At 26.5% G+C, this 17,928-nt stretch carries 15 protein-coding genes; 7 read left to right on the plus strand and 8 right to left on the minus strand.

Going from position 1 to position 17,928, the window contains the following annotated elements:
- Positions 1-5 precede the first annotated feature (5 nt).
- The 3 genes from AACT_RS05175 to AACT_RS05185 all read left to right on the plus strand — a co-directional run bounded on the left by AACT_RS05175 (position 6) and on the right by AACT_RS05185 (position 5,337).
- Positions 6-785: a metal ABC transporter solute-binding protein, Zn/Mn family gene (locus tag AACT_RS05175; protein WP_172125594.1), complete on the plus strand. Its 780-nt coding sequence runs from the start codon at positions 6-8 to the stop codon at positions 783-785.
- Between the two features lie 119 nt (positions 786-904).
- Positions 905-3,490: a chemotaxis protein CheW gene (locus tag AACT_RS05180; protein ID WP_172125596.1), complete on the plus strand. Its 2,586-nt coding sequence runs from the start codon at positions 905-907 to the stop codon at positions 3,488-3,490.
- An 86-nt stretch (positions 3,491-3,576) separates the two neighbouring features.
- Positions 3,577-5,337 (plus strand): YgiQ family radical SAM protein, encoded by a 1,761-nt coding sequence (locus AACT_RS05185; protein WP_430385342.1) that lies wholly within the window; start codon positions 3,577-3,579, stop codon positions 5,335-5,337.
- 69 nt (positions 5,338-5,406) lie between these two features.
- Here AACT_RS05185 and AACT_RS05190 read toward each other — a convergent pair whose 3' ends face one another.
- On the minus strand, positions 5,407-6,048 hold the full coding sequence (locus tag AACT_RS05190; RefSeq protein WP_172125600.1) for an adenylate kinase: 642 nt from the start codon (positions 6,046-6,048) through the stop codon (positions 5,407-5,409).
- 131 nt (positions 6,049-6,179) lie between these two features.
- Here AACT_RS05190 and AACT_RS05195 point away from each other — a divergent pair, with 131 nt between their 5' ends.
- On the plus strand, positions 6,180-6,764 hold the full coding sequence (locus tag AACT_RS05195) for an adenylate kinase (protein ID WP_172125602.1): 585 nt from the start codon (positions 6,180-6,182) through the stop codon (positions 6,762-6,764).
- A gap of 6 nt (positions 6,765-6,770) precedes the next feature.
- Positions 6,771-7,529: a competence/damage-inducible protein A gene (locus AACT_RS05200; protein WP_172125604.1), complete on the plus strand. Its 759-nt coding sequence runs from the start codon at positions 6,771-6,773 to the stop codon at positions 7,527-7,529.
- A gap of 133 nt (positions 7,530-7,662) precedes the next feature.
- On the opposite strand, the gene AACT_RS05205 is transcribed toward AACT_RS05200, so the two are convergent.
- The 3 genes from AACT_RS05205 to uvrC are packed head-to-tail and all read right to left on the minus strand — an operon-like array spanning position 7,663 to position 11,200.
- A complete protein-coding gene (locus AACT_RS05205; protein WP_172125606.1) occupies positions 7,663-8,328 on the minus strand; it encodes a tetratricopeptide repeat protein in 666 nt (221 codons plus the stop codon).
- The gene (locus tag AACT_RS05210; protein WP_172125608.1) at positions 8,325-9,347 is read right to left on the minus strand and encodes an alanine racemase; all 1,023 of its coding nucleotides are present in this window, start codon (positions 9,345-9,347) and stop codon (positions 8,325-8,327) included. The genes AACT_RS05205 and AACT_RS05210 overlap by 4 nt, the downstream gene beginning before the upstream one ends.
- 2 nt (positions 9,348-9,349) lie before the next feature.
- Positions 9,350-11,200, minus strand: a complete 1,851-nt coding sequence (gene uvrC / locus AACT_RS05215; RefSeq protein ID WP_172125610.1) for an excinuclease ABC subunit UvrC — start codon at positions 11,198-11,200, stop codon at positions 9,350-9,352.
- A gap of 125 nt (positions 11,201-11,325) precedes the next feature.
- Between uvrC and AACT_RS05220 the strand changes: the two genes are divergently transcribed.
- Positions 11,326-11,961, plus strand: coding sequence for a hypothetical protein (locus AACT_RS05220; protein ID WP_172125612.1), 636 nt, complete (start codon positions 11,326-11,328; stop codon positions 11,959-11,961).
- Positions 11,962-11,970: 9 nt separating this feature from the next.
- Here the strand turns inward: AACT_RS05220 and AACT_RS05225 are convergent, their stop codons facing one another.
- Positions 11,971-13,263 carry a diguanylate cyclase gene (locus AACT_RS05225; RefSeq protein ID WP_172125614.1) on the minus strand — a complete coding sequence of 431 codons (1,293 nt, stop codon included), beginning with the start codon at positions 13,261-13,263 and terminating at the stop codon, positions 11,971-11,973.
- A gap of 156 nt (positions 13,264-13,419) precedes the next feature.
- Entirely contained in the window at positions 13,420-13,899 is a 480-nt protein-coding gene (locus tag AACT_RS05230) for a glutathione peroxidase (protein WP_172128551.1), read from the minus strand.
- Positions 13,900-14,159: 260 nt separating this feature from the next.
- On the opposite strand from AACT_RS05230, the gene AACT_RS05235 reads away from it, so the two are divergent.
- On the plus strand, positions 14,160-16,172 hold the full coding sequence (locus tag AACT_RS05235; RefSeq protein WP_172125616.1) for a HAMP domain-containing methyl-accepting chemotaxis protein: 2,013 nt from the start codon (positions 14,160-14,162) through the stop codon (positions 16,170-16,172).
- A 24-nt stretch (positions 16,173-16,196) separates the two neighbouring features.
- Here the strand turns inward: AACT_RS05235 and AACT_RS05240 are convergent, their stop codons facing one another.
- Positions 16,197-16,859, minus strand: coding sequence for a response regulator transcription factor (locus AACT_RS05240; RefSeq protein ID WP_172125618.1), 663 nt, complete (start codon positions 16,857-16,859; stop codon positions 16,197-16,199).
- Positions 16,856-17,920: a hybrid sensor histidine kinase/response regulator gene (locus tag AACT_RS05245; RefSeq protein ID WP_172125620.1), complete on the minus strand. Its 1,065-nt coding sequence runs from the start codon at positions 17,918-17,920 to the stop codon at positions 16,856-16,858. Before AACT_RS05245 ends, AACT_RS05240 begins: the two co-directional genes overlap by 4 nt.
- Positions 17,921-17,928 lie beyond the last annotated feature (8 nt).

Below are 17,928 nucleotides of genomic sequence, written 5' to 3' on the forward strand. Positions count from 1 at the left end.
AAGATTTGTTAAAAATATTTTTTATTTTATTTCTTCCTCTTTTACTTTTCTCAAAAATACAAATTCTTACTTACTTTCCCCTTGAAACACATATTGTAAAAAAAATTGCACAAAAAGAAATAGTTCCAAGAGAAATTACAAATAGGTATTTATCTGAATTTAGAAAAATACCATCATCTGAAATTTCTAGACTTTCAAACTCAAAAATATATTTCCATTTTGGATTAGATATTGAAAAAGAGTATGAAAGCATCTTAATAGAAAAAAATCCAAATTTAAAAATAATTGATATGTCAAAAGATGTAAATAAGATTAATAACAATCCTTATATTTGGATGGATCCTTTTGCTATGAGAGTTATTGCAAAAAATATTTATGAAGCTTTGATTGAACTAGACAATAATAAAAAAGATTTTTATAAAGAAAATTATGAAAGATTTTTAGATGAAATTGATGATACTTTTTTAAAAATAAAGCAAAAAATGAGTGGAAGTGAAATCACAACAATTTATGCATTTGATGATTATTGGGATTATTTTGCAAATAGATTCAGGCTTGATATAATCAAAAAAGAAAAAAAATATCTAAATATAACAGATGTTTCAGATACTCTTCAATTTACCCAAGATAGAAATATTAAAAAATTATTATTTTATAGAGGAATGGATTATAACATAGCTCTTTCTTTATCAAGTAATCTAAATGTTGAAATCATAGAAGACGATATATTTGGTGATAACTGGCAATTTAATCTTTTAAACCTATCACAAAACTTATTCAAATAAATATAAATATATAATTATTTTTTTACAATTGTATGTTTAATATACATCTTTAATCACATAAAATATCCAAGTGCATATATAATTAACTCATATAATTAGTATAAAGCGTGGAAAGTATAATGATAAATGATATTGTAAATTATAAAGGTATAAGTGTAAAAAAAGAGTTATATCCAATAATAAAACATATAGAAGATGTAGATAAATATAAAGAAGAGTTAGGAAGACTAAGTACTTCTTGGGATATGTTTGCATTACTTGGACAATTAGGTGATATTAATATAGATATTGGTAAAACAAAAGAAAATTTTTTAAATTTAACTTCGACATTATTGAACCACTTAAGTGAACAACAAATCAAAAAAGTTACCCAAGAGATGAAATTTAAAGCACAAGTTGCAATTGATATACTTATCCGAAATCTATTTGAAAGAACTGCTGATATTGGATTTTTAGCTACTGATGATGATATTAGAAATTTTATACAAAACTATGTTTCAAAATATAATGAAAATAGTGTTATTTTAAGAGATAATATTCAAAAAAGATTTAAAGAGTATGTATCTAAATATTCTGTTTATTTTGACATAGTTGTCTTAGATAATCATGGAAAATTACTAGTAAGATTAAATGATGATATAAAAACAGAAAAAACTGATTTAGCATTTGTGAACAAAGTATTGAATTCAGATGAAGATTATCTTGAAACATATGGCTTCCATGATTTTATTCCACAATATAAAAAATCTTTGGTTTATTCATACAAAGTTACAAAAACTAATAATCAAAATTCTGAAAATTTAGGAGTTTTATGTTTATGTTTTAAATTCACAGATGAAATGAATGGAATTCTAACTAATCTTATTGACACAAAAAATAAAGAATGTATTACTATTTTAGATGAAGATGGTTTTGTTATTGCAAGTAGTGATAAAGATCATATAAAATTAGGGGCAAAACTTCCTATAGTATTAAATGAAGAATTTAAATTAATTTCATTTGCTGGAAGAGATTATATTGCAAAAACATGCGAAACAAATGGTTATCAAGGTTTTAAAGGACTTAAATGGTACGGGCATATCATGATTCCCTTAGAGTATGCATTTTTAAGTGATGAGTTAAATTCAAAAGAAGTTGATGATAATATTATAAATGCAATGATGGAAAATGAACAACATTTTTCAAAAGAATTAAAAGAAGTATTTAATAATAGTCAAACTATTCAAGATAATCTAACTCGAGTTATTTGGAATGGTAATATTGCTCAAAGTAAATTAAATTCTGTAAATAGAGAATTTTCAAAATCACTATTAAATGAAATAGGAATTGTAGGAAATAAAGCAAACTCATCCCTTGAAAATTTAAACCAAACAATTATAACTTCAATATTAAAAGATAGTGAGTTTTTATCTTCACTTGCTATTGATATTATGGATAGAAACTTATATGAACGAGCAAATGATTGTAGATGGTGGGCATTAAATTCATATTTTAGAGAAGCTTTTGATGATTATTCAACATTACATGATAAAAAAGATGAGATAAGTGAAATCTTGAAATATATAAATGATTTATATACAGTTTATACAAATCTTATTTTTTTTGATAAAAATGGTAAAGTAATAGCAGTTTCAAATCGTAATGAAGAGTTTTTAGTTGGAAGAGTATTAACCCAAGATTGGGTTTCAAAAACTTTAAGCCTAAAAGATACTTCAAAGTACTGTGTATCGAAATTTGAAAAAACAGTCCTTTATGATAATCAATCTACATATATTTATTCAAGTGCTATTAGATCTTTAAAAAATGAAGCTATTGTTACAGGTGGAATAGCAGTTGTTTTTGATTCTAAACCTCAATTTAATGCTATGCTAGATGATACTTTACCAAGAGATACTCAAGGTGAAAAATTACCTGGAGTTTTTGCTCTATTTACAAATAAAGAGAAGCAAATAATTTCATCATCAAATGAAGATTTTGAAGTGGATTCATATTTAAATATTGATGATTCCTTTTTCGATTTAAAAAACTCTCATGGGCTTAGTAAAATAATAGAGTTTGATAATAAATATTATGCAATTGCAGCAAAATGTTCAAATGGATATAGAGAATATAAAAGTAGGGTAGATGATTATAAAAATGATGTTTTATGTTTTGTATTTATATATATTGGAAGCATAAATTGTCATACTTTTTTACAAAAAAATAAATCAAAATTTTTAAATACTTCTAAAACAAAATTCACTCCAACAAGCGTTGAGTTAGCAACTTTTTACCTAGGTAAAAAACTTTTAGCTGTAAATGCAAAAAATGTTATTGAATCTATAAGCATAGATGAATTAAAAGAATCAATTGATATGGATAAAAATAATCATTTTAAAGGAATGGTCTTATATAAAGATAAGTTAATTGCTGTATTAGATATTAGAGATTTTGTAAACGAAGAGATTATAAATGATAGTTTAACTAATATAATTTTAGTTGAATATGATAAAGATAATATTGAACACTGTATAGGAATTCTTGTTTCATCTTTAGAAGAAGTTTGTGTTGTGGAAGAAAAAACAATACAAAATATTCAAAGTCACTTCTTGGGAGCAGGGACATTAGTAGAAAGTTTAGTAAATGTGGATGAGACAAAAGACTCTAAAGTAGCTATGTTACTAGATATTAAAAAAATAGATAGAAACTTAACAAAAAGAATATAAACATTTATGGTAGGGGTTAAATGATATTTGGGCACAATACGAAAAAACTAATATATAATATTTTATAAAGAAGAAAAATGAGTACTATTAATAAACCAAATAAATTTTTACCTACTACCCTTGAAGAAATGCATGATAGAGGTTGGTATGAACTAGATGTTGTTCTAATAACAGGAGATGCTTATATCGATTCACCATTTATGGGAATAGCAGTAGTTGGAAGAATTCTTGAAGACATGGGTCTTCGTGTTGGAATCATAGGTCAACCTGATGTAAATAGTGATGTTGATGTAAAAAGAATGGGTGAGCCTAAACTTTTTTGGGGAGTAAGTGGTGGAAGTATTGATTCAATGGTTTCAAACTATACAGCTACAAAAAGATTTAGAAGTACAGATGACTATACTCCAGGTGGGAAAAATGATAAAAGACCAGATAGAGCAACACTTGTATATACAAATCTAATAAGAAGATATTTTAAAGGAACGGTTCCAATTGTTCTTGGAGGAATAGAAGCTAGTTTGAGAAGGCTTACACATTATGATTATTGGTCTGATAAGTTAAGAAAGCCAATTTTATTTGATACAAAAGCCGATTATATGGTTTATGGTATGGGTGAACAAGCTATTATTGATTTAGGAAATACATTAAAAGCAGGGGGAGATCCAAGAACTATTAGAGGACTTTGTTATATTTCAAAAGAAGCACCAACGCAAGAGAATTTTTTAGAAATTCCATCACATCAAGAATGCTTAGATGACAAAGAAAAATATATTGATTTATTTAAATCTTTTTATGACAATAATGACCCTATTTATTCAAAAGGTTTATATCAAGAAGTTGATGGAAGATATTTAGTACAAAATCCACCTAGCCGTCATATGGAAGAAGAAGAGATGGATAAAATTGCATCTTATCCATATCAAAGAGATGCTCATCCATATAATGCAAAAGATGGAAAAGTTAAGTGTCTTGAAACTATTAAATTTTCTATTATGACACATCATGGATGTTGGGGAGAGTGTAACTTCTGCGCTATTGCTGCACATCAAGGAAGAACAATTAGAACAAGAAGTGAAGAAAATATTTTAAAAGAAGTAAAGCATTTTACTACACTAAAAGATTTCAAAGGAATCATTTCTGATGTTGGTGGACCAACTGCAAATATGTACGGATATGAGTGTGTTAAAAAAGAAAAACTTGGAACTTGTATTGAAAACAAAAGATGTGTAGATGCACACAGACTTTGTAAAACTATGAAAGTAGATCACAGTAGAAACATACAATTACTAAAAGATATTAGAGCAATCCCTGGAATCAAAAAAGCATTTGTGGCTTCAGGTGTACGATATGATTTAATTACAGCTGATAAAAAACATGGATATGAGTATTTAAAAGAAATGGTAGATCATCATATTTCAGGTCAAATGAAAGTGGCTCCTGAACACACAAACGATGAAGTACTTCATCATATGGGAAAACCAGGGAAACAAACACTTATTGATTTTAAAGCTATGTATGATAGGTTAAATAAAGAATCAGGAAAGAAACAGTTTTTAACTTATTATTTAATTGCCGCACATCCAGGATGTGAAGAAAAACATATGCATGAGTTAAAACAGTTTACAACACATGAATTAAAAATGAATCCAGAACAAGCTCAAGTATTTACTCCAACTCCTGGAACTTACTCAGCTGTTATGTATTACACAGAATTAGATCCATTTACAAAGAAAAAAATATTTGTTGAAAAAGATCAAAGAAGAAAAGAGAAGCAAAAAGAAATAGTTGTTGCTAAAAAGAGTTTTGGTGGTAAGAAAGTTTCTTCAAGTTCAGGAATGCAAGGATAAATTATCTTTGACATAAAAAAGGGTAACTATTTATAAATAGTTACCCTTTTTTGTTATTATAAAAAAGATTTATGAAAGTGCGTTTAACATATCAGCTGTAACTTCAGAAACATCTTTTGTTCCATCAAGTTCAACAAATACACCCATTTTTGTATAAAAATCAATAAGTGGTGCAGTTTGATCATGATATGCATTTAATCTGCTTATTACAGTTTCAGCATTATCATCTTTTCTGATAATTAATTCTCCACCACAATAATCACACTCATCTTCTTTTTTAGAAGGATTAAATTCTACGTGAAATGATGCTCCACATTTAGAACATACTCTTCTTCCTGTAATTCTTCCAACGATTAATTCATCAGGAACATTTAAAGAAATTACTTTATCTAATGATATTCCCATATTTGACATTAATTCACTTAAAGCAACTGCTTGAGCTAATGTTCTTGGGAAACCATCAAGTATAAAACCTTCTTTACAGTCAGACTCAGCAAGTCTATCTTTGATAATACCAATGATAGTTGAATCAGGAACTAATTTTCCTTCATCCATAAATTTCTTTGCTTCCATTCCCATATCTGTTTTTTCAACAATAGCAGCTCTTAAAATGTCACCTGTAGAAATTTGTGGGATATTATATTTTTCAATTAAAAATTTAGCTTGTGTTCCTTTGCCTGCACCTGGTGCACCAAATAGCATTAAATTCATATTTCAGTTCCTTAGTTTTTTTGTATTATATATAAAAAGCTTTTAATACTACATAAGGTTTAAATAGTACATAAAGAATTTAAATAATTTTTGATACAATTGTTTAATGTAAAATTGAACTAAGGGCATAAATGAAGAAACTATTTTTAATTATTGGAGCACCAGGAAGCGGTAAAACTACCGATGCAGAGTTAATAGCTGCAAGACACAATAATATAACTCACTATTCAACTGGAGATATGTTTAGAGCAGAAGTTGCAAGTGGAAGCGAAAGAGGGTATGTAATTGATACTTATATAAGCGCTGGAAATATAGTACCAATTGATATTGCAATTGAAACTATTGTAACTGCAATTAAAAAAGCTCCAAGTGATGTTGTTGTTATTGATGGATATCCTAGAAGTGTTGAACAAATGACTGAATTAGATAAATATTTAGTAAATGAGCCTGAAGTTGAATTAATAAGTGTAATTGAAGTTGAAGTATCTCAAAACACTGCTTTTCAAAGAGTATTAGGACGTGCTGCGGATGCTGCTGTTGTACGAGCTGATGATAATGAAAAAGTATTTTTAAATAGAATGAAATTATATACTGAACCACTTGCTTTAATAAAAGCATTTTATAGTGAAAAGAATCTTTTAAAAGTAATTAGTGGAGAAGGTACAATAATACAAATTGTTTCTGAAATGGATTCATTTATACAATCAAAAGCTTGATTACCAATGGAGAAAAAAGTTAATTTCTACTCAGTGATTATTGGAACAGAACTTCTAAATGGGCGCAGAAATGATGCTCATTTTTCTTTTTTAAATAAGCAATTATTACAAAGAGGCTGGGAACAAAAAGCTTCTTTTGTAATAAATGATGACTCAAAACTTATGTTTGATATTTTTAATCTTATAAAATCAGATCCAAACTCTGTAATGTTTTGTTTTGGTGGAATTGGAGCTACACCTGATGATTATACGAGAGAGGTTGCAGGAAAAGTTTTCACAAATGGGAAAATGGAATTTCACGAAGAGGCAAAAAATAGAATCATAAATCAGTTTGGAGATGAAGCCTTCCCACACAGAATAAATATGGCATATCTTCCTATAAATGCAAAACTTCTTACAAATGTAGTAAATAATGTAGCTGGATTTTATTTAGAAGATAGATTTTTTTTCACTCCTGGATTTCCTTCTATGAGCCAAGCTATGGTTATAGAAGCACTTGATTTACTATATCCAAAATCAATAGTTACAAAATACAAAAGAGTTTTAACAGTAAATGCAAGTGAAAATGATTTAATAGATACCATGAAAAAAATGCCAGAACATTTAGATTTTGCATCTTTACCAAAAATTATTGGACAAGACAGAAAAGTTGTGATTTCACTTGCTGGATATGATAAAGATGAGGTTGATGGCTATTTTCAACTTTTTATAGATTTTTGTGAAAAGTTTGGGAAAGAGTATATTTTAAAAGATATAAATTTCTAACTATTACCTAATTAGTTTATTGAAATCTTTATTTTTTTAATATTATTTATTTTTTAAAGATAAATTTCATAAGAATATACAAATATTTTATGTTATAACTTATATAAAATATTACGAAAAATAAAAACAAGTCTTATTCAACAGGCTTATTATAATCACCAATTTTAAATCCATCATCTTTTGGATATTTCCCTAGATTATAGTCATTCCAAATTTTTACACAAAGTTTATTGCCATTTTTATATTGGGCTTCTGCAAAATTGTTAGCTCTTCCAAAGTTTGGGAAAACTCCAAGTCCTGATGCATACATATATGCTATATAACAATTTGCATCATACTCTTTTTGCTTGGAAGCTAGTTTGAAATAGTGTAAGGCTTTTTCATAATCTTTATCAACTATCTCTCCCATTAAAAAGAATCTTCCTATCATAAGTTGAGATTTAGCATGATTTTTATTTGAAGCATCTATAAAAGTATTGTAAGCTTTTTTAGGATTATAGTATTTTGTTTTATTAGATAAATATATTTTTCCTAATAAATAAGTTGATTCAACATTTCCTAAATCAGAGGCTTGTTGAAAGTATTCATAGGCTTGGTTTAGATTTTTCGCAATTCCATCACCTTTTAGATAAATCAATCCTAATTCATGTAGTGCTTTTGGATCATTTTTCTTTGCTAACTCTTTATATGCACTTATAGTTTTCATTGTGCCTTCTACACTTTTAATAGTATAAACTTCTTCAAAAGTCATAGCATTTAGAATATTTATAAATAGGAAGAACAATAGAGTTATTTTCATACTATCTCTTTTTTTATATTAGAATTTAGTGCTGTTGTTATTTCATAAGTGATTGTATCGTGTTCTTTTGCTAGTGTTTCTACATTATTGAAAATACAAACTTCTTTGTCATTTGTATTTAAAGATAAGCAATCCATAGATACTCGACCTAGAATTTTATATCCTGCTGGAGTTGTATATGAGTTTTTTTCATTTAATCTTAAAAATCCATCTCCATAACCTACATCATATGTAGAAATAATAATTTCTTCACTTGCTTGGTATGTTCCACCGTAACCTACACTTTGACCTTTTTTTAAAACTCTACTTGAAAGTTTATCTGCCCAAAGTGATAAAACTGGTTTTAATTTTGGAAATTTAAAAATATTTGCATTATCTAAATATCCATATGTCGCAATTCCAACTCTAGCAAAGTCTTCATCAAAATTTGCATGTCTAAATAGAGCTGCTGAATTGCAAGAATGGAAGACTGGAAGGGGTATAAAAAGTTGTTCACATATTCTTTTCACATGCTGTTTTATCCTAGTAAAAACTATGTTTTGCCAGAAAAAATCTGTTGATAGTTCATCTGCGCATTTATGGTGCGTAAAGACACCTGTTATATTTATATTTCTTTCTTTAAGCCCTAAAATAGCCACTTCTATTTCATCGGGTGATATTCCATTTCTATGCATTCCTGTATCTACTTTGATATGAACATTACAGTTTTCAGGTAAATTATCAATATCTTCAAGTGTATTTAAAGCTATGTGAAAAGCATGTGAATAAGTGTGAAAAGATTTCTCTGCAAGTATCAAAATATAATCAAATAACTTTTCAATTTTAAGTGCATCATTTAGTGTTCTAACTACTGCTTTTTTGATACCAAATTCACTAGCCATTGTTCCAATTTCTAAAATTCCATGTCCGTAGGCATTATCTTTTAATACTATAGCTACTTTATTTTTTGATTTAGTTTGTTCTGAAATAACACTTAAATTGTAAAATAGATTTTCTTTATTTAATAAAATTCTAGCCAATATTAATCCTTTGGATTTATAAAATAATTTGCAATAGTAAGTGCGTCTTTTTCATTTAAAACATTTTTTAACTCTTCAACAGATGCATTTCTTATTTTCTCAAATTCACCAAAATATAAAAGAAGTTTTTTAATTTTTGCTTCTCCTATGCCTTTTATTTGAAGTAGTGATATTTGTTTATCTTGGGCTCTTTTTTGTTTTTTATGGAAATTAATTACGAATCTATGGGCTTCATCTCTTTGTCTTTGAACAAATTGTAATCTTTTATCACTTGTTGATAACTTGAAGTTTTTAAATTCACCATTTTTAGTTTTATAGTGAATGATATCTTTAGCAGCTCCCTTTGCTCTATGGGCTTTTGCATCAACTTTTTCTTTGGCAACTGCAATTATGTCAAGATTTACTCCCACTGATTGCACGATATCATAGGCTAGTTTTAAAAGTGTTTCTCCACCATCTATTATCCATAAATCAGGAGCTGGATTTTTTTCAAAATTTTCAACCCTTCTTATTAACATTTCTCTCATTTGAGAGTATTCATCTTTTGATTCAAGGTTATAGTGTCTAAAAGCTTTTTTATCAAAGGCATTTATATCTTCATTCCATACAACCATGGCTCCCACTGTTGCTTGTCCCATCATATGTGAGTTATCATAACTTTCTATTAAGTAAGGAAGTGTTTCTAAGCCAAATAAATCTTTTAGCTCTTCATATATTGTTGTTTGATTTCTACTTGAATCAATTCGTAAAAGTTCATCACAGTTGTTTAAAGCAATTTGGACAATATCCTTTTTCTTATCTTTTTTAGGGTTTAACACTTTTATCTTTTTAGAAAATCTTGTTTGTAAAAAATCTTCTAGTTCTTCAACATCTTCAAGTTCAATTCCTGTTAATATCTCTTTTGGTAAAAGTGGAATTTCATTGTCATAGTAGTTTATAATAGCTCTTTTATATGCTTCATTATAATCAAAATCAAAATTCTCATCAAAGTTATTCACCTTTAAAAAATCATGTGAAGAAGAAGCAAGTTTTCCATCTCTTAAAAACATTCTAACAACAACTGCTTTTTTATTTGAAGCTGTTATTGCAAAAATATCTATATCTTCATTTGTTGCTAAATCTATACCTGATTTGATTTGAGATTTTTCTATTGTTTTTATTCTGTCTCTTAAAGTCATTGCCTCTTCAAATCTAAAATTATTTGCGTATTGAGACATTCTTTCATTTAATTTTGTGATTAATTTTGATTTATTATAGATATATTCTAAGGCAGTTTCTACAATTTTTGCATAATCTTCTTTTGAAATTTTATTTTCACAAGGAGCTAGGCATTTTTGTATTTGATGAAAAAGACAAGCTTTTTTACCACTTACACAAGATTTTTTTTGAACAAGGGGAACTATTTCATAAATACTATCTAGCATATCTTTTGCACCCGTTGAATATGGTCCAAAATACTTTACATTTTTTTCTTTTAGTATTCTTCTTGTGATTTCAAGTCTTGGAAAATCCTGATTATAATCTATTACAATATATGGATATGTTTTATCATCTCTTAGTAAAATATTGTATTTTGGTTTTAGCTGTTTGATTAAAGAGTTTTCTAAAATCAAAGCATCATGTTCATTTGGTACTACTATCCACTCACAACTTACAACCTCAGAAATCATTTTATAAATTCGTGGACCTAATTTATCAGCAGGTAGTAATTTTGGAGTAAATTTAAAATAGGATTTAACTCTATTTTTAAGTACTTTTGCTTTTCCTATATATAATAAATGTCCATCTTTATCAAAGTATTGATAAACACCAGCATCATTGGGAAGTTGTTTGAGTTTTTCAAGTAGATTCATTTTGAAATAATACCCGAAACTGTTTAAAATATTTTAAAATTTACAATGGATAAAATATAAACAATAAAATCCTTTGATTAATAATTAATAAGACTACAATGAACCCTATAGCAAAGGATTAAAAAATGAAAGTGATAGAACTCAATAGAGATGAATATTTAATTTCAGTTAAAAAAATAGCAGATTTTAAAAGTTTGTCATTTTCAAAAAGTGCACTTGAATGGTGGGATAATTATTACAGTTGGGAAAAATTTCCTCCTTTATGTTTAGTGAATGATAAGAAAAAACATGTTTGTTACTTGTTTTATACTATCTCTAAAGATAATGAATATCTAACAATTCATAATCTTTTAACCCCAAATAAACATAGAAGTTTTGGTTATGCCTATAAACTTTTAAAATATTTATTTTCTCATTTTTCAGGAAATAAAATAAGAAGATTTAAAATGAATTGCGTTAGTTCTTCTTTGGATTTTTATAATAAATTAGGATTAGAGTATTGGGGAATAAATAATTTATCTCAATATTACTGCGATTTTAAAATGCCTATTTCAGATATTAGTGAAATTCCTCAGATTGTAAAAGATTCAAATCTACGTGAAATAAGTGACGAGAAAATTATGCAAATCTTTGAAAAACTTAAAAACAATGGTACTCAATTAGAAGAGAAAATGATTAATAAATTTGAAGAGTCAAAAGAAAAACTAGAAGGCAAATATCATTTTGATTTATTTCTTAAAAGAGTTGATGAAATTAAATAATCTATTTTATCAATAAATCACACTCTTATTTCTACCTGTATTTTTTGCTTCGTACAAAGCTTTATCTGCTCTTATAATAATCGAATCTAAGTCATAGTCTTCTTGTGTTAGTTGACTTATTCCTAAGCTTATAGTTGTTTTTATTTCTTTATTATTATTTATATAATTTAAATTTTCAATTGCTATTCTTATTTTTTCAGCTAAAAGGAAAGCATTTTCTTCATTTGTATTGTTAAGTAATATTGCAAACTCTTCACCACCAATACGAGCTAATACATCTGATTTTCTAATATATTTATTCATGTTTTTAGTGATTAATTTTAATACTTCATCCCCCACATTATGTCCGTATGTGTCATTTATTTTTTTAAAAAAATCAATATCAATACAAATTACAGATAACTGATTGTTTTCTCTTTTTGCAATATGTAAAGATTTTGTTCCAATTTCAAAAAAATGTCTTCTATTTGGAATATTAGTAAGATAGTCTTTTGTAGAAATTTCAATTAGTTTTTTATTTGCATCAATTAACTCTTTTGTTCTTATTCTCACCTTTTTTTCAAGTGTTTTATTCAATTTTGTAATATTAATTTCTCTTGAATAAATAGAGTTTATAGTAAATACAATGATAATAATAAAAACCAAAGAAGTAAGGATAGTAATAGTAAACAAAAAATTAGTTTTTGATTCCAAAATTTCAATATTTTGAGTATAGCTATCTAAAGGGACGCTAACTCTTAGACCTCCTCTTACCTCACCAACTTTATAATTTTGATGAACATGGCATTCTAAACAAGAAGGTTCAATTTTTAATGAACCCAATAAATTATACTTATCTTTTTCCATACTTGTATAAAATGTTTTATCTTTATTTTTTGCCAAGTCATCTAATGCTTTTTTTTCAAAATCATCAGGAGCATTTACTGGATTAACTGGATCTAAGCTGGTTATTTTAAAGTAATAATTTTCTGTTCTATTTGACATTTCTGATAATTGTCTAGTCATCCAAGCAGGATTGATTTTAATAAGAAGTTCACTGTCTTTTGTATACGTATGATTATTTTCTAAATAAGGATTAGGTTCTATTCCTTCATGCGCTTTTACATAGACAGCACCATGATCAGAACTCCATTTTCTCATGGTCACGATATTGTTAAATAGGGTTGAAGATTGTTGAAATAGTATATTTTCTGAGATTACTTTATATTGATTTTTTGTATCATTTATATATTTTATAATAAATATTGAAAAGCTAAGCACTAACAATACAATTAAATATATAAGTAAATTTTTATTTTTCATAGTAGTCTTTTTATTATTTAATAACTTTCTAAAAAAATTATATCATAAAAAAGACTTATTTTATAAAGTAAAATGGATATTTTTATATGTAGGCAATATTATTTTATATTTTAATAATAAATTAAAAATAATAAATAATATGTACCTAAATATTTTTTATTTTAAAAGTTCTACAATATCCTTTTCAATAGATTCAGGGCTAGTTGCACTTCCATATCTATCTACAATTACTCCATCTTTATCTACTAAAAATTTAGTAAAATTCCATTTTATATTTTCTGTTCCTAAAATACCTTTTTGGTTTGATTTTAAAAATTTATATAAAGGTGCTTCATTTTCACCATTTACATCGATTTTAGAAAACATATCAAATTTTACTTCATAAGTTAAAGAACAAAACTCTTTGATTTTATCATTTGATTCAGGTTCTTGATTTGCAAATTGATTTGAAGGAAATCCTAAAACCATAAAATCTTGGTTTTTATATTTCTCATATAAATTTTCAAGACCTTCATATTGGCTTGTAAATCCACATTTACTAGCAACATTTACTATTAAAAGAACTTTTCCTTTGTACTTTGACATTGAAACTTCTTCACCATCTATGGTTTTTACATTAAAATCGTAGATACTCATATTATTTTCCTTTGCGATAATTGAAGTTAAAAATAGCATAATTAAAAGCAATATTTTTTTAGTCATATCATTCCTTTTTTATTAACTTTAAATATGTTTTATTTTATCTGATTTTATGTTTAATTTGTAATATTTATATGTTTGTTTATAAAAAATTAATAAGATCATTATTCCTAATTAAAAAATAATTAAAGAAATTGCACTAAATAACTAAAAAATAGCTAGAATATGATTAAGAATGGATATAGGGGAATTTAAAAATGATAAAAAATATGAATGTAAGTTCAAAACTAGGTTTAGGATTTGGTATTCTAATAATATTAGTTATTTTACTTGGAATAATTTCAATACAAAAGATGTCAAGTGTAAATGATCAATCAACTGTTATAAGCGAAAATTGGATGCCTAGTTTAAAAGTAATTGAAGAAATAAATACTGCTACATCAGATTTCCGTATAGCGCAATATGATCATATTTTGTCCCAAACTCCAGAAGGTATGCAAAAAGCTGAAAAAGATCTTGCAGATACATTGTCTACAATAAACGAGAGTAGAGAAGTTTATGAAAAACTTATTTCTTCTGATGAAGAGAAATCATTATATATAGAATTTTCTAAGCAGTTTGAACACTATCTAGAAATAAATAAAGAATTAATTGTTGTATCAAGAGAAAATAAAACAGAAGAAGCTAGAAAAATCATGGGAAAAACTAAAAAAGAATTTGGTGACTTTTCTGCTACTTTATTAAAATTGGTACAAATAAATGTAGATGGTGGCGCTAAAGCAAATACAATTGGGAATGAAATATATGCTAATGCGAAAATATTACTTATTTCTATTATGATGATTTGTGTTGTACTATCTTTATTAATAGCTTTATTTATTACTAAGTCAATAACAGGTTCTTTAAAAAGTGTACAAGATGGAATGAATAGTTTTTTTGCATATCTAAATAGAGAATCTTCAAGTGTTAAATTAATTGACCTTAATTGTAAAGATGAATTTGGAATGATGGCAAAAGTTGTAAATGACAATATTGCAAAAACTGAAAAAAGTATTGAAGATGACAGAAAAGTAATAGATGAAACAATCGCAGTTCTAGGAAAATTTGAAAAAGGTGATTTAGGTCAAAGATTAAATATGAATGTTTCAAATCCATCTTTAATGCAGTTAAAAGATGTATTAAATAATATGGCTTCAAATTTAGAAAATAATATTAATAATGTACTTAATGTATTAGAACAATATAGTAATTATAAATATTTAAATAAAATTGATCAAAAAGGTTTAACAGAACAACTTCTAAAACTAGCAAATGGTGTAAATACATTAGGTGATTCAATTACTGGAATGTTAATTGAAAATAAGACAAATGGTTTAACTCTGGAAGATAGTTCAAATATATTATTAACAAATGTTGATAAGTTAAACGTGAGTTCTAATGAAGCAGCATCTAGTTTAGAAGAAACAGCAGCTGCTATTGAAGAAATAACATCTAATATTAGAAATAATACACAAAATATAGCAAAAATGACAACTTTCTCAAATGGTGTTACAGCTTCAGCTTCTGAAGGTGAGAGATTAGCAAATCAAACAACTCAATCAATGGATGAAATTAATACACAAGTTAATTTAATCAATGAATCAATTACCGTAATAGATCAAATTGCCTTCCAAACAAATATTCTTTCTTTAAATGCGGCCGTTGAAGCAGCAACTGCTGGAGAAGCAGGACGAGGTTTTGCAGTTGTTGCAGCAGAGGTAAGAAATCTAGCAGCAAGAAGTGCAGAAGCAGCAAAAGAAATTAAAACAATTGTTGAAAATGCAACTAAAAAAGCAAATCAAGGGAAAGATATCGCTAATAATATGATTAGCGGATATAAAGACTTAAATGAAAATATTTCACAAACAATTAATCTAATACAAGATATTGAAATGTCAAGTAAAGAGCAATTAACAGGAATAGAACAAATAAACGATGCAGTAAATCAATTAGACCAACAAACACAAAAAAATGCAGCTGTAGCCTCTCAAACACATGATGTGGCTGTATTAACAGATGAAATTGCTAAATTGATTGTAAGTGATGCAAATGCAAAAGAGTTCGCAGGGAAAAATGAAGTAAAAGCAAAAAGTCTAAAAGCAACGCAACACCAAAAAGAGATAAAAAAAGATTTTGTACAGACTAAGATATCAAAGCCAGCATCTCAAACACCAGCACAAAAAAAAGAGATTGAATCTCAAACTTCAAAGGATGAGTGGGAAAGCTTTTAAGCTTTTTCATTAAGTCAAATCATATTATTTTATTAGTTTATATCCAATACCTCTTAGATTTACAATCATTCCATTTTTTAGCTTTTTCTTTAACTTATGAACAATTGTTCTCATACTAACAGCTTCCATCTCTTTACTATCCCATACATATTCGTGAATCATTTCATTTGTTACTGTGTTATTAATATTTTTTACAAGAAGACTTAAAAGTAGTTTCTCTTTACTTGTAAGTTCTATTTCAAAATTTGATTTATGTAAAGTTTGTTCAAGAAGATTAAAAGAAAAATCATATCCTAAATCCACAAGAAAATCACTATTATCATCTTTTTTTATATGACTTAAATGATATTGGATTCGCAAATATAATTCTTCAAAATCAAAGGGTTTTTTTATATAATCATTACATCCTAAAGCGTAAGATTTTTTTATATTTTCAATATCAATTTCAGCACTAATCATAATAATAGGAACATTTAAATAATCTTTTCTAATAAATTCTAAAACCTTATGTCCATCAAATCCTAAGACATTTAAATCCAAAATATATAAATCATAAGTACTATTTAATATAACATCAACAGCTTTATAACCATCAGTAAAACTATCCACAAAGAAACCTTTATTTTGTAAAGAGAGTTTTATGATTTTATTTAAAGCAAAATCATCTTCAAGTAAAAATATTTTCATATTACATCTTCTTTAATTAATAAATTTTTTGGGAAAAAATAAGAGAAAGAAGTTTGATTATTTATAGAAGTTACATTTATATCTATTTTATATTTATTGCAAATATCTTTCACAATACTCAAACCTAAACCAAAACCTACATTTTTCTCTTTTTGTTGATAATATGCATCAAAAATTGTTTTTGTATCAGCTATTTGTATTCCTTCATTTTTTATTTCAAGTTTATAAGAATCTTCTTCTATATCTAATATTATGTCTATATTTGAATTTTCAAATGAATATTTAATTGCATTTGAAATAGTATTATCTATTACTCTTTCTAATTCATAAGAATCCATAAATATATTAAATTCATTGTGAATATCTAATGATATATCAATATCTTTTACATTTGCCATCTCATCAAAAAAAGCCATTCTAGAAGATAGAAATCTCATTAAATTTATATTAGTAGGTTCAGATACTCTTTTTTCTTTTTTACTTAAATAGTATAAATCATTGTAAATTGAAGATAGTGATTTACTAGAAGCTTTTATTGTCTCAAACTGCTCTTTGGGACCTAAAAGAGATTCTAAACTATCAATATTTAAAGAAATAATACTAAGTGGAGTATTCATCTCATGAATGATTTTTTTTAGGAAAAAATCTTGTTGTTCCAAAAGTTTTGAAATAGTTTGTTTACTTTCAAATATTTTTAGTTGAGTTTTAATCCTAGCTTTTACTTCTTCTTTTTCAAAAGGTTTCGTAATATAATCAACTCCACCAATATTTAAAGCTTTTAGCTTACTTTCAATATCATTCAAAGCACTTATAAAAATAATTGGTATGTCTTTTAGCTTCTCTTCTTTTTTTAGTAAATTGCATACTTCAAAACCATTTAAATCAGGCATTTTTATATCAAGAAGTATTAGATGAGGTGGATTTATTTTAGAAGAATTAATTGCAAATATGGCATCTGTAGATGCTTTTACATTGTAATCCTCCTCTTTTAAAATCTCATTTAGGTATTTTAAATTTTCTTTTTTATCATCAATTATTAGTACTGTATATTTTTTATTCATTAAGTTAC

This window comes from Arcobacter acticola (genome assembly GCF_013177675.1).
GTDB lineage: Bacteria > Campylobacterota > Campylobacteria > Campylobacterales > Arcobacteraceae > Aliarcobacter > Aliarcobacter acticola.